Here is a 14,237-nt window from a genome sequence, read left to right on the forward strand (position 1 = left end):
ATCAACTTCATTGAATGACCAAAGTAAGTGTATCAATAGCGGTTAATGCCGTATGGGTTTATAAGTTCATTGGGTATATAACTGACCGTCAACTAGTAGCATATTTGTTACTTATTCAGCCCAAAAACTATTCAAATAATCATTAAAAATGACTTTTAGGCTTTTGTGCACTTTTGCACTATTTTATAACATTTCGCACCATTTTATAACACCTCGCACTATTTTCCTGCATTTTTTTGGACCATATGGTTTAAAAAATTACAACTATAAAAACGATAAATATTTGATAATTAACATTAAAAAAATATGGCATAGGTTTTGCTTTATAAAAAACGTAAAAGATTTTTATTTCTTTTATAGCTTTTTCTTTTCTCGTCAAACTTATAGGTGAAATTATGGAAATAGGTATTTTTTGTCCGATTGGTAACAATGGCTGGTTAATTTCAAAAAATGCGCCGCAATACAAGCCAACATTTGAGCTTAATAAGCAAATTGTACAAAGTGCTGAACACTATGGTTTTGACTTTGCGCTTTCGATGATTAAGCTACGCGGTTTTGGCGGAGAGACAGAATTTTGGGATTATAACCTCGAAAGCTTTACCTTGATGGCGGGGTTAGCTGCAGTCACCTCCAAGATAAAAATCTATGCCACATCGGCGACCTTAGTCATGCCACCTGCAATTGTCGCAAGAATGGCGTCGACGCTTGATAGCATCTCAAACGGCCGGTTTGGATTGAATGTAGTAACCGGTTGGCAGCAAGCAGAATATGGACAGATGGGGATGTGGCCGGGTGACGATTATTTTGGTAAACGCTATGACTACCTATCTGAATATGTACAAATCTTAAGAGACCTTTGGGCGACAGGACAATCTGATTTGAAAGGCGAGTTCTTCCAGATGGATGACTGCCAAGTGAAGCCTATTCCAAAAGGGGACATGAAAATTATCTGTGCAGGTCAGTCAGATACAGGTTTAGCGTTTTCTGCAAAATATGCTGATTACAACTTTGTCTTTGGTAAAGGTCTAAACACACCAACTGCCTATGCGGGTATTAATGATCGGTTAAAAGTACAAACAGATAAGACGGGCCGCAATGTTCCGACTTATGTTCTCTTTATGGTTATTGCAGATGAGACCGATGAAAAAGCCCAAGCAAAATGGCTCTCATACAATGAAGGTGCAGATTTTGAAGCCATTGACTGGTTACAGTCACAAGGCGGTAAAGACAAAACATCGGGTAAAGATACCAATATTCGCCATATGGCTTCAAGTGTGTCACCAGTTAATATCAATATGGGTACGCTGGTTGGCTCTTTTGAAAATGTGGCCAGCATGTTAGATGAAATTGCCGAAGTAGAAGGCACTGACGGTGTGCTACTTACTTTTGACGATTTTGTACAAGGCGTTGAAGATTTTGGTAATCATATTCAACCCCTTATGACGAGTCGTATCAACGTCGATACTCCAGTGGCCAGCCAAGCTGTCAGTCCAGCCTAATCAAAGGAGCAAATATGAACTCGGTTAACACAATTTGTGCAGATTTTACCAAAGAATCCTCTCCTATTTTGGAATCAGTACCTGAGTCTATTAAGTTAGATCCATCGCAGACGGCACTGATCGTAGTAGATATGCAGAATGCTTATGCCAGTCAAGGTGGTTATCTAGATTTGGCTGGGTTTGATGTCACCAAGACCAAACCTGTCATAGATAAGATAAAGCAAGCTGTGGATATTGCCCATCAAGCTGGCATACAGGTCATCTATTTTCGAAATGGTTGGGACAATAAATACGTAGAGGCTGGTGGTAGTGGATCGCCCAATTACCACAAATCAAATGCTTTAAAAACCATGCGCAAAAACCCTGAAATTGAAGGAACATTATTGGCAAAAGGTGGTTGGGATTACGAGTTAGTCGACGAGCTTAGCCCTGCACCTCAAGACATTGTCATAGACAAACCTCGATATAGCGGCTTTGCCAACACCAACTTCGATAGTGTACTGCGATCACGAGGTATTCGTAATTTATTACTTACTGGTATCGCGACCAACGTCTGTGTTGAATCTACGCTTCGAGATGGGTTTTTTCTTGAGTATTTTGGGGTTCTATTAGATGACGCTTGCTATCAGGCAGGACCTATAGAGGCTCATGAGGCCACGCTATACAACGTAAAAAACTTTTTTGGTTGGGTCTCTGATGTTGCGAGTATGCAGCAGTGTTTTTCAGATAGCTAATGTTTTAAACAGTCAGCTAAGCAATCAAAACCAAACGCTTAATATTTAATTTAACCAGTATAGGAATATAGATATGTCTAAACAAGTCGTTATACCTGAAGGTACCAGCAAACCATTAGCGCCTTATGTACCTGCTACCAAAGCCGACAATATTGTTTATGTCTCTGGCACGTTGCCTTTTGATGAAAACAATGACGTCGTACATGTGGGTGATGCAGCCGCCCAAACCCGCCATGTTTTAACGACGATCAAAAACGTGATTCAAACGGCTGGCGGAGATATGGATGATGTGACGTTTAATTCAATTTTTGTAAAAGACTGGTCAGATTATGACGCTGTCAATCAGGTCTATGCAGAGTTTTTCCCCAATGAAAAGCCAGCCAGATTTTGTATTCAATGTGGGTTAGTCAAACCAGAAGCCCTAGTCGAAATCGCGTCGGTAGCACACATTGGATAAGAAGTATTATTTAAAAATAACTGCAGTTAGTGAATTCAAGGTTACCTAACATTCAATCGTAGTAGGGCGCTTTAGTTGACTACATATGTGGTGGGATATTGTTTAAAAGGAAATGACAGATGAATACAGCAATGAAAGAAAGCCAAGTAACGCAATCCTCATTAATGAAACATAAATCTAAAGCATCATTAACCTCTACGGCAGATCACTTAACCGACATGCAGCAAACTTTTAGAGATGCTATGAGCAAGTTGGCTGCTGCAGTCAACATCATCACAACTGAAGGTCCAGCAGGGCGTGCAGGATTTACAGCTTCAGCGGTGTGTAGTGTCACTGACGAACCGCCAACCCTATTGGTATGTTTAAACAGAAGCGCTTCTGTCTATCACTTTTTTAAAGAAAACATGGTGCTATGCGTTAATACCCTTGCTCTTGAGCACCAAGATTTAAGCGGTGTGTTCGGTGGTAAAAAATCTCTAGAAGAAAGGTTTGATCAAGGCAGTTGGTCGACTCTATCAACGGGGTCACCTGTATTAGAAGACGCCAGTATTTCTTTTGATTGCAAAATCAAACTCATTAATTCGGTAGGAACTCACGATATTCTTATTTGTGAAGTATTGGATATCAAACACAAGCCTGATTGTGAAAGTCTCATATATTTTAATAGAGGCTATCATCAATTGAGTAAGTGCAAAAAATAAGTATCACACTTTACTTTTTAAGGATATTTAAAATGGATAAATGGTTTGTGAAATGGCGTCCATACACTGGAGACCTAGAAACGACACCGGTAGGTATCAACGAATATTTGCCAATGGGTAAAAGTGTGGTTTTAGGTGCGCAGCATTCATTCGCAATGTTTGGTGCAACTATCTTAGCCCCTTTGCTGATGGGGTTTGATCCCAGCCTAACTATGCTCATTACAGGTATAGGCACGATACTTTTCTTTCTTATTACTGGCGGTCATGTCCCCAGTTATTTAGGATCGAGCTTTGCATTTATAGGCGCGGTCGTCGCAGTAACAGGATATAGCGGCACTGGTATCAATCCAAATATTGGCATTGCCCTTGGCGGTACGTTGGTCTGCGGGGTTTTATATGCACTGATGGGTCTGCTGGTGATGAAGACAGGTGCAGAGTGGATTGAAAACCTGATGCCCCCTGTTGTTACTGGGTCCATCGTCATGATTATCGGGTTGCACTTAGCGCCTGTCACGATACAAAGTGTCATTGGTAATAGCTTTGATTCTTGGATGGCGTTGGTCACTGTGTTGTGTATCTGTGCAGTCGCCGTATTTACTAGAGGTATGGTAAGACGCTTGTTACTGTTGATAGGACTGGTAGCTGCATATTTTGTTTACTTCCTCTTAACCAATGTCATGGGTATGGGTACACCGATTGATTTTGCACCAGTTGCAAATGCTGCTTGGTTCGGTATGCCAACTCTATATTCTCCTGTATTTGAAACCAGTGCCATATTAGTTATTGCACCTGTATTTATCATCCTAATCGCCGAAAACCTTGGACATTTCAAAGCAGTAGAAGCCATGACTGGCAAAAGCATCTCACCTTATATGGGCAGAGCCTTCTTCGCTGATGGTCTTTGTACCACACTCTCGGCCTCGGTAGGTGGTACTGGTATGACGACCTATGCAGAAAACATTGGCGTGATGGCTGCGACCAAAATTTACTCTACAGTCGTCTTTGTTATAGCAGGTGTTTTCGCCATTCTATTGGGTTTATCCCCCAAGTTCGGCACCTTGGTTAGCACCATTCCTGTGGCTATCTTGACAGGTGCTTCAATCGTCGTCTTTGGTTTAATCACGATTGCTGGCGCACGTATTTGGATGAATGCAAACATCGATTTTAGTAAGAATGGCAATATGTTGGTCGCTGCTGTTCCAGTCATCCTAGGCACTGGTAACTATTCGCTAAACATTGCGGGTTTTGATTTGGGTGGTATCGGTACAGCGACTTTTTTAGCCATTCTGATGAACCTCGTTTTTAATTCTAAAAACAAACAAAAAGAGGTGAGCGTGACCCCTGAGAAAGAGGTCGTTACACCAGAGCCGCTCATGAAACTCAATACATAAATTTAAACGCCTGTTTTATATCTATTTAAGGAATCAAGTCATGAATACAGAACCACGTAGCGTACAACAACTGATCAATGGTGAATTTACGGAATCAACGACTACCGAATGGATTGATATTACCAATCCCGCCACTCAAGAAGTGATCGCCAAGGTGCCGCAATCAACACCTGAAGAAATTGAGCAAGCCGTTAAGGTCGCATCTGAAGCGTTTCAAAGCTGGCGTACCACACCTATCAGCAAGAGAGCTCGTGTCTTTTTGAAGTATCAAGAGCTGATACGTGAGCATATGGATGAGCTGGCGGCGTTATTGACCGAAGAGCAAGGTAAAACGCTGGCAGATGCTAGAGGTGATGTGTTTAGAGGACTTGAAGTGGTAGAACATGCATCAGGTATCGGCAACTTGCAGCAAGGTGGATACATTGAAAATGTCGCTAGTAGCGTTGATATGTATACCGTTCAACAACCATTGGGTGTCTGTGCAGGTATTACTCCTTTTAACTTTCCTGCCATGATACCGCTATGGATGTTTCCAATGGCCATTGCCACAGGTAACACATTCATCTTAAAACCCTCTGAACAAAACCCAATCGTTACCATGAGATTGGTCGAGTTGGCCCTTGAGGCAGGTATACCGAAAGGGGTGCTAAATGTCGTCCATGGTGGTAAAGATACAGTAGATGCGCTGTGTGATCACCCAGATATAAAAGCGATGTCTTTTGTTGGATCAACCGCAGTGGGCAAGCATGTATATGACCGTGCAGGTCAGGCTGGTAAACGTGTGCAATGTATGATGGGCGCGAAAAACCATGCCGTCATTATGCCTGATGCGAATAGAGAGCAGTCTCTGAACCAGTTAGCAGGGGCAGCATTTGGTGCAGCAGGACAGCGCTGCATGGCTCTGTCTGTCGTCGTGTTGGTTGGTGAATCTAAGCAATGGGTGGATGACATTGTAGAAAAATCAGCCCAGCTAGTGGTATCCGCTGGCAAGGATGACAAAGATTTGGGTCCATTGATATCTAAGCAAGCCAAAGCACGTGTAGAGCGCTTAATCCAAGCAGGTGTTGATGAAGGAGCAACCCTCAGACTAGATGGTCGTGGTTGTCAGGTAGCAGGTTACGAAGACGGTAACTTTGTAGGTCCAACTATCTTAGACAATGTGACAGCAGATATGAGCTGTTATACCGAAGAGATTTTTGGTCCTGTCCTGTGCATTATGTATGCCGACACGCTTGAAGAAGCCATTGAAATTATTAATACCAATCCAAACGGAAACGGCACTGCCATCTTCACCCAGTCTGGCGCCCATGCGCATAACTTCCAGCAACATATAGACGTCGGACAAGTCGGTATTAATTTACCAATTCCAGTACCGCTACCTATGTTTTCTTTCTCAGGATCTAGAGCCAGTAAGCTGGGTGACCTAGGTCCTTATGGCAAGCAAGCGGTGCAGTTTTATACTCAGACCAAAACCGTGATATCACGTTGGTTTGATGAGGATGCCAGTGAAGGTGTGAATACTACTATTTCTATGAAGTAGGTATACGGCATATTGAAATCAGGAAATCATAATAGAGCATATTATTAATTAAGCTACGAGGCTAAAAAGAGTAGATATTCTTAGCCTGTAGATGTCATTTTAGTAGTTAGTAATATGTTCTGAATAAAATATATAAAAATTAGTCGTTGTTTTTATAACAATACATGGTGGGTTTTATGAATCTTAATACAATACCGGAAATCATTGCAGATATTAAAGCGGGCAAAATGGTCATACTCATGGATGATGAGGATAGGGAGAATGAAGGTGACTTGGTGATGGCAGCTTCTTTAGCCAAACCTGAAGATATCAACTTCATGATTACACACGCTAGGGGTCTGGTCTGCTTAACACTAACTTCCGAACGTTGCAAAAAATTGAACTTACCTTTGATGTGTGAAGATAACCAAGCACCCTATAGTACGAATTTTACCGTTTCGATTGATGCAGCAAAAGGCGTCAGTACTGGAATATCAACGGCAGACAGAGCTCAGACTATTAGAACCGCTGTGTCTCAAGACGTTACCTCTGAGGACGTAGTGACCCCAGGACATATTTTCCCGCTGATGGCGAAAGAGGGCGGTGTCTTAGAGCGGGCAGGACATACTGAGGCTGGTTGCGATTTAGCCAGATTGGCTGGTTTGGAGCCCGCGGCGGCTATTGTCGAAATCATTAATAAAGATGGTGAAATGGCTCGTAGAAACGATTTAGTTAAATTTGCCGATACTCATAATTTAAAGATAGGTACTATCGATGAGCTGATTAAATATATTGAGTGTCAGGAGAGCTATAGAAATACTGCTAACAATTTTGAAGAAGCGCTAACGTATGACTACTATGACAGTGATGAGCGTACCGTTGAATTGATCTAGTAAATTGGACTTAATGTTAGAACGTTACAAACCATTAGATGCTTTTACCGCAATTTAAATTTTACTGAAATTGGGCAGGTACATATGTTAATTAAAAAATATCCTTGTAAAAACGATACTTCAAAAACAATTATCTTTAGTTCGGGCTTAGGTGGGCATGCTGATTTTTGGTTGCCTCAAATTGAGTGTTTTACAGAGCATTATAATGTAGTTTGCTATGAACAAGAGGGTGTATTACCTGATAGTGAGCTTTTACCCGATAACTATTCTATGGAAGATTTAGCAGATCAATTAATCAACATTTTAAAGGAAGAAGGACTGTCTAACTGTCATTTTGTTGGTCACGCACTTGGTGGCTTTATCGGTATTGAGGTTGCTCACAAAGCGCCAGAATTATTAGATAAGATCGTGGTTTTAAATGGTTGGGAAAGCTTAGATCCCCATACTATCAAGTGTTTTAGTATGCGAACCAGTTTGCTACAAGATACAGGGATAGAGGCATTTGTACGCGCGCAAGCGATATTCTTATATCCACCGATCTGGATCTCAGACAACATAGAAGCACTCACGCAAAAAGAAGATAAAGCCATTGCTAACTTTGCACCAGTTGAGAACGTCTCAACGAGATTAAAAGCTTTGCAGGCTTATCAGCCCCTCATAAATGCTAAGCATATCAAAAACAAAACGTTAGTGTTAAGCAACCTTGATGATGTTTTGGTGCCATGGCAACGCGGTCTGGCCTTGGCTGAAAATATGCAAAACGCCCAATTTGAGTTGATGGTAACGGGTGGGCATGCCAGCACAATCTCAGAAACCTGCTTAACCAATAGTAAAATTCTTCAATTTTTATCTAAAGTTTAATATCAATTAGGAAGTGTTATGAATAATTCATCATCGTTATCTACCGAAGATTTTGATCAGCTATTTGGCAAGGCTAGATCCTTTAATGCTTGGCAGCAAAAAGAGGTGCCAGATGCACTACTTGAAGAGATTTATCATTTAGTTAAAATGGCGCCTACCTCGGCCAACTGTTCACCTGCTAGATTTGTATTTCTCAAATCTGATGAAGCGAAAGCGCGCTTAGAGCCAGCACTATCATCAGGAAATGTTGAAAAAACAATGACAGCACCTATTACGGTTATTGTCGCTTATGATAATGAGTTTTATGAAAAACTGCCTAAGCTATTTCCACATACTGATGCTAGATCATGGTTTAACTCTAGCCCTGAGCTGATAAAGGAAACAGCTTTTAGAAACAGTTCTATGCAGGCAGCTTATCTCGTCTTAGCTTGTAGAGGGTTGGGTTTAGATACAGGCCCTATGTCGGGCTTTAATAATGAGTTAGTGGATAACACCTTTCTTAAAGATAGTAATTGGACCTCAAACCTACTGATTAATATAGGTTATGGCCAAGAGGATAAATTGTATAGCCGTCTACCAAGATTAGATTTTGATGAGGCTTGTCAGATCTTGTAAGGACACAGTTATTTATCTACTCAACTGTCTCATTATATGAATAGTAGAGTGAATTGATGACACATACGGCGATAGCTGTCTTTAGCTAAGTTATTAAGTAAATCCTGAGAACTTGCAGTAGATATTGTTGCTTGTATAGCTTTAAAATCAAATATTTGTCTCTAAAGCCTATATTGTATAAACATGAAAAAAGCCTCAGTTATTTAGCTGGGGCTTTTTTAATCTAGTAGGCGTAAGCAGAATTGAATGACTACGTTATGAGTTGTCATAGAATAAAGCTTTGGACGTCTTTGGGTATTATCTTTTAAATAATAAACAAGGAGAGTCTTCTCTTGCGCTATATTTAACAAAAAATGGTATTAGAAATTTCGAAACGGTTTTGTAGTCGCTCAGATAGTAAATAGCTTAGAAGGCTTAAATGACTTCGTCTTTTCGAAGAGTAAGAACCTCATAGCCATTAGAAGTAACAGCAATTGTATGCTCCCACTGAGCAGATAGCTTTTTATCACTGGTAATTACGGTCCAGCCATCTTTTTTGACTTTAACTTTTGCCTTACCTTGGTTGACCATCGGTTCAATGGTGAATGTCATACCTTCTCGTAAAACTAAACCTTTCCCTTGATGTCCGTAATGAAGAACTTGTGGCCCCTCATGCATTTCGCGTCCAATACCATGACCGCAATACTCTTTTACTACAGAGTAGCCCTGTTTCTCGGCATGATTTTGAATGGCATGACCAATATCACCTAGCGTTGCTCCAGGTTTTACCACTTGTATTCCTTTCCACATGGCCTCGTAGGTTTGATCAACCAAGCGTTTTGCTAGGGGCAACACCTCACCTATCAAATACATTTTGCTAGAATCAGCAATAAAGCCACCTTGTTCTAGGGTGATATCCACATTTACAATATCACCTGATTTAAGTATTTGATGCTCTGAAGGAACGCCATGACACACCACGTTATTCACTGATGTATTCAATGCATACTTGTAACCATACTGACCTTTACTGGCTGGACGTGCACCTAACTGATTGACAATATAATGTTCAGCTAGGTTATTGATGTCCATTGTGGAAGTACCGACTGTGATTTGTTCATCGAGATAGTCAAAGACAGAAGCCAAAAGTCGTCCAGATTCGCGCATAATCTCCAATTCTGCTGCATTTTTAAGTATTACCTTATCCATCTATAAGGTTCCTTACATTGATATCAGCTTGTCTCATTTGTTCATTGATAATTTGGTTGTAAGACATATTAGGATTGGCTTCAGCAAGCATGCCTACCTTCATCCAGTATTCAGCTTGTGCATTAATGGAGCGCACCATGACTGAGCTTGCTTTGCGAATATCCTCATGCAGCTCATCGTCAATTTTAACAATACCCATAAAAACACCTTAATATACGAAACATATATGAATCGTATATTGATTTTTATATGGTTGCAAGTGGTAGCGAGAGAAAGCAGGAAAATAATTTTTTATTGATTACTAATCTACATATAAAAAGCGACTTTTTTTTATAGCTGGTTCCTTAACGTATGAGAACAATTTAATCAGCTAAAAAAAACGCTTCCTAATTTAAGAAGCGTCTCGTTAAAGACTGTTTGTAAGTCTAAAGGCTATTTGAATATTTATGATTAATGGCTATGTTCATCATCATGTTCCGCTTTTATACCGAACCATGCTAACTGAGAAGGAGTGAAGTTTAGAGTTATTTTTGACTCAATTTCACCATCATCAGGATCAATTTCGATAATCTGTTTATTTGAGCTGTCCATCATATACACCACTTCAGTATTTGGATTGGCAATAAACTCTGGTACGCCATCTTCTGCAAGACCATTTGGGAAAATATCCAATACAGCCGTTTGCTTATAGTTTTGTTCAGTATCCAGTATGTATAGCTTGCCAGTATCGTCAAGTAGCATGAGGTGTTCTCCATGTGCATCAAAATCATAGCTGACGACACGGCGACTGCTATCTGTTGTCCAGACAATAGGCGTTATATTTTTACTAATGGGATCAACATGGTAAGGCTGACCACAAGCAGTACCAATGACGTAGTCATGATGATGGTTGGTGATAAATGAGCCAATTCGAGCAGGACTACTTGCCCCATCACATTGCATATTGGTTAAGCTAATAGGATAGGTAATTTTTTCAGCACTGAATGTATCTTCAGTCTGCTTAACACTTAAAACACCATCGCTACAAGCAAAGACACTATAATCTGTGACACTGCCACTGCCATGTAGTCCCATGCACTTTGTATCGAAAGTCTGGCTTATATGATAGTGATCACCATGCTGTTTAAAGACAGAGAGTGTGTCGGCTAGTGAGCTACCAGTTGTCTGATAACGTTGTGAGGCAATTACATAGTCTCCTCTAGGTTCTGCTGTACCATGTATGTTGGTATTAAGCTTTTGATAAGGCAGTTTGCCATCAGCAATATCGGTATCTGTGACGAGTGCGAATCCAGCTTCTTGTACAGGGTTTTCTATGGGGTTACCTTCCGCACCTAGGCCATCAAAAAATAATCCTGCTTGCTCTCCAAAGGTTTGAAAATGTACTGGACGGGTATAGTTTAGCTGTAATGGCATTTTTGTGACATCACGAGCATACGGGTGATCATGATCGCCATGGTTTTCGATATCAAGCCCACTATGGTAAAAGTTGACTGTGTTATTGGTACGATCCATGACGACTGCGTAATTAGCATTTGGACTGGTTTTTATAGCATCGATCGGTCCTGTTAGGGGTAGGGTTTGAATCACTTTATTTTGAGCAAGGCTATAAACATAAGCCTGACTATCATCCTTTGCCGTCATGAATAAACGACCTTGATCTATTTCATCTGTAACAGCTGTTGAGCCATGGTCGTCATGGTCGTGCCCATCATCTGTTTCTGTGGCAGACGTTTTTCTATCATCCGATGACCCGCATCCGCTAAGGGCTGATATAGCGATTAGAGAAGAGAAGGCGATTGCGATTGCACGGCTCAACGTAGTTATTTGATTCATAAAAGACTCCAGTCATGAGTTGTTTGGCTCATGATCACTGATGGTTAATTAAAAGAGAGTTAGCTACTAAAAATTGTATGTGATACCTGCGTTTAATGAGCGTTCTGGCATGGGTACTTGTTCAGCCAAATAAGACGCATGGTTGTAGGCAAGCTCGTTCAAAATATTTTCGACTTGGAAAAAAGCGGTGTAATCATGAGCGCTTGAACTATGGTAGACAAGTTTGGCATCAACCATGTTGTAGCTTGGCGTATTGGTTTCAAAATCAGCAATGTTATCTTGCTCAAAACGATGGTATCCAGAGAAAATTAAATCAAACTGACCAAATTGAGAGGTGATATCACCACCAATTCTAGGCGATACCAGTCTTGGCGCGTACTTTCGTGTAAGACTTGAATCATCTAGTGTTATAAGTGCGATATCGGCAAAGCCACCAATACTGATATTGTTATTAAGATAATAGCGTGATTGAATTTCACCACCATAATGCTTGGCATCGCTTTGAACATAATCCACTAAGCGAAAACCTGCAGATTCTCCTTCAGTGACAACATCTTGGGTCTTGGCGTAAATATAATTCGCACTGTCGTTATAAAAGACAGAAATACTACTATCAAAACGATCGCCATCGTCGTAGCGCAAAGTAAGCTCTACACCATCAGTGGATTCTTTTTCCAATTGCCCGTTGCCACGCTCCCAAGTGTTGGTTGCAAGATGAGCGCCGTTAGAAAACAACTCTTGTGGAGAGGGCAGTCTTTCAGAGTGACTGATTCTGGCAGACAATTGCGTATTAGGCGTCAGATATTTGCCACCTTCTAAGCTGACAGACGTTCCGGCATGTGTTTTTTCAATGTCATTATCATTATCTGTCAAGTTTTGAAAATCCTGTCGGCCACCAAACTCAATATACCAAGGGCTTTTGCCTTGTTTTCTTAAAATACTAGATGTATCGAGGGGCGTGTTGGTAGTCACCGCTGCCTCACCATGATTATGACCAGCATGTTCATCGCTTTTAGATAGCGGCTGACCTGCAAACTTATCAGAATTCTGTATTTTTGCGCCGAAATAATCTGGTGTGAGTCGTTCAATGAAGTACAGTCCGACTTGCGTGCGGTCGGTCTGCGGCAAATACCCTTCTAGCCCGATAGCAGAAAACCTACTGTTTGTGTAGTCTAGACCGACCACCCCTTTCATAAAGCCCAAATTACCTGTTTTATATGTGCTATGTGTGGCTTGAGTTTTAGCGCTAATGGCTTTGTTCTCAAAAGTCGTGCCAACAGCGCCTTCATCTATTTCATCGTGACGATAGTCGGTATAGCTGATTTTAGTATTAATGCTATCAACACCTATCATGGGTAATTTTTGCTCTGCATAGAGCTGATAGATGTTTGAAGTCATATCGACATAAGGTGCGGCACCATGTTCGTGGTCGTGGTCGTGGTCGTGGTCGTGGTCGTGGTCGTGGTCGTGCCCTGACTCACAGCTTAGTTGGTTAGTTGACGTGCTATCAGGTGAGCATGAATTATGAACATGGAAGGGCAGTCCATATTCTGAGGATAGACGTTGGTAAGATGCTCCGATATAGCCCATATCGGTCACATAAGACAAACCAATACTGCCATTGTCTTGTATGTACCAGCTGTTGGTAATTTCATCAGTATCTAAGTGTGGTGCTTGGATATTTCCTTTATCTGTCTTTTGGTAGTACCCACTCCATAGCCAGTTTTCACCGATACTGCCATTGAGTCCCGCATATCCTAGATAACCATCTGTGGCTTGTTGACCAGTCAATGCTACCTTTCCGCTGATACTCTTTTGCCCTTTCTCCTGAGGAATGGAGTCATTGACAATATTGACCACACCGCCTATAGCACCGCCGCCATACATCAAAGCTGATGTACCTTTGATGACTTCAACTTGTTTGGCACCTAGTACAGGTACGGCCACTTGATGATCTGGTGAAATTTGTGAAGCGTCTTGTACGTTTAAACCATTTTGCATCACTTGGACACGCGGTGCGCTTTGCCCTCTAATAATTGGACGACTTGCACCTTGTCCAAAACTATCAGCAGACACCCCAACCTCACCTGCCAACGCATCGCCAAGCGTGCTGTTTACCTGAGTAGTGAGCGCATCGCCAGTAACGATGCTAGTCGCAGTTGCCATTTCGTTTGTCTGAGGCAATAAAGGGTTAGATGTGACAAATATCGTATCTAGCGTCACCGATGGGTCACGAACGTCAGAGGAGTCTGAGTAGGAAGGTGAAGATATAGCGGGGTCTGTATTGACCGTCGTATCTTCTGCATTGACTGAAAAACTTGCTATACCTAAAGCTGTTGTGACTGAAAATACAGTTGTTGCGCGACGAAGCCTGAAGTTGACTGAAGATACAGAGTTGTAATCAGGTTCTTTTAACTTGTTGACATAAAAAACTGGAGACATGAGATTACCAAATGAAAGTTATATGAAAATAAGTAGGAACATAAGCGATCTATATTGTTATGTTATACTATAACATAAAAATATACAAAAATTATATTTCAGAA

General features: G+C 41.1%; 12 protein-coding genes and 1 pseudogene. 9 read left to right on the forward strand and 4 right to left on the reverse strand.

All coding sequences use genetic code 11. The features are described from left to right. The first annotated feature begins 395 nt into the window (after positions 1-395). The 9 genes and pseudogenes from rutA (at position 396) to ACT3QR_RS06490 (ending at position 8,670) form a co-directional block, all read left to right on the forward strand. A complete protein-coding gene (rutA, locus tag ACT3QR_RS06450) occupies positions 396-1,499 on the forward strand; it encodes a pyrimidine utilization protein A (RefSeq protein WP_444520561.1) in 1,104 nt (367 codons plus the stop codon). Between the two features lie 14 nt (positions 1,500-1,513). Next, entirely contained in the window at positions 1,514-2,233 is a 720-nt protein-coding gene (gene rutB, locus ACT3QR_RS06455; RefSeq protein ID WP_444520562.1) for a pyrimidine utilization protein B, read from the forward strand. Between the two features lie 73 nt (positions 2,234-2,306). Next, the gene (rutC, locus tag ACT3QR_RS06460) at positions 2,307-2,690 is read left to right on the forward strand and encodes a pyrimidine utilization protein C (protein WP_444520563.1); all 384 of its coding nucleotides are present in this window, start codon (positions 2,307-2,309) and stop codon (positions 2,688-2,690) included. Positions 2,691-2,809: 119 nt separating this feature from the next. Continuing rightward, positions 2,810-3,391 carry an NADH-dependent FMN reductase RutF gene (gene rutF, locus ACT3QR_RS06465; RefSeq protein WP_444520564.1) on the forward strand — a complete coding sequence of 194 codons (582 nt, stop codon included), beginning with the start codon at positions 2,810-2,812 and terminating at the stop codon, positions 3,389-3,391. 23 nt (positions 3,392-3,414) lie between these two features. After that, on the forward strand, positions 3,415-4,782 hold the full coding sequence (locus ACT3QR_RS06470; RefSeq protein ID WP_444520637.1) for a solute carrier family 23 protein: 1,368 nt from the start codon (positions 3,415-3,417) through the stop codon (positions 4,780-4,782). Positions 4,783-4,822: 40 nt separating this feature from the next. After that, the gene (locus ACT3QR_RS06475; protein ID WP_444520565.1) at positions 4,823-6,322 is read left to right on the forward strand and encodes a CoA-acylating methylmalonate-semialdehyde dehydrogenase; all 1,500 of its coding nucleotides are present in this window, start codon (positions 4,823-4,825) and stop codon (positions 6,320-6,322) included. A 176-nt stretch (positions 6,323-6,498) separates the two neighbouring features. Further along, positions 6,499-7,092: pseudogene (gene ribB, locus ACT3QR_RS06480) on the forward strand (3,4-dihydroxy-2-butanone-4-phosphate synthase); the annotation flags it as partial. A gap of 186 nt (positions 7,093-7,278) precedes the next feature. Next, positions 7,279-8,055 carry a pyrimidine utilization protein D gene (gene rutD / locus ACT3QR_RS06485; RefSeq protein WP_444520566.1) on the forward strand — a complete coding sequence of 259 codons (777 nt, stop codon included), beginning with the start codon at positions 7,279-7,281 and terminating at the stop codon, positions 8,053-8,055. An 18-nt stretch (positions 8,056-8,073) separates the two neighbouring features. Continuing rightward, a complete protein-coding gene (locus ACT3QR_RS06490) occupies positions 8,074-8,670 on the forward strand; it encodes a malonic semialdehyde reductase (RefSeq protein WP_444520567.1) in 597 nt (198 codons plus the stop codon). Positions 8,671-9,084: 414 nt separating this feature from the next. On the opposite strand, the gene map is transcribed toward ACT3QR_RS06490, so the two are convergent. The 4 genes from map to ACT3QR_RS06510 all read right to left on the reverse strand — a co-directional run bounded on the left by map (position 9,085) and on the right by ACT3QR_RS06510 (position 14,133). Continuing rightward, the gene (map, locus tag ACT3QR_RS06495; protein WP_444520568.1) at positions 9,085-9,858 is read right to left on the reverse strand and encodes a type I methionyl aminopeptidase; all 774 of its coding nucleotides are present in this window, start codon (positions 9,856-9,858) and stop codon (positions 9,085-9,087) included. Then, a complete protein-coding gene (locus ACT3QR_RS06500) occupies positions 9,851-10,057 on the reverse strand; it encodes a ParD-like family protein (protein ID WP_444520569.1) in 207 nt (68 codons plus the stop codon). The genes map and ACT3QR_RS06500 overlap by 8 nt, the downstream gene beginning before the upstream one ends. A 251-nt stretch (positions 10,058-10,308) precedes the next feature. Next, complete coding sequence (locus ACT3QR_RS06505) at positions 10,309-11,691, reverse strand: YncE family protein (RefSeq protein ID WP_444520570.1); 1,383 nt, start codon at positions 11,689-11,691, stop codon at positions 10,309-10,311. A 66-nt stretch (positions 11,692-11,757) separates the two neighbouring features. Then, a complete protein-coding gene (locus tag ACT3QR_RS06510; RefSeq protein WP_444520571.1) occupies positions 11,758-14,133 on the reverse strand; it encodes a TonB-dependent receptor in 2,376 nt (791 codons plus the stop codon). Positions 14,134-14,237 lie beyond the last annotated feature (104 nt).

Source organism: Psychrobacter sp. AOP7-B1-25 (assembly GCF_052376195.1).
GTDB lineage: Bacteria > Pseudomonadota > Gammaproteobacteria > Pseudomonadales > Moraxellaceae > Psychrobacter.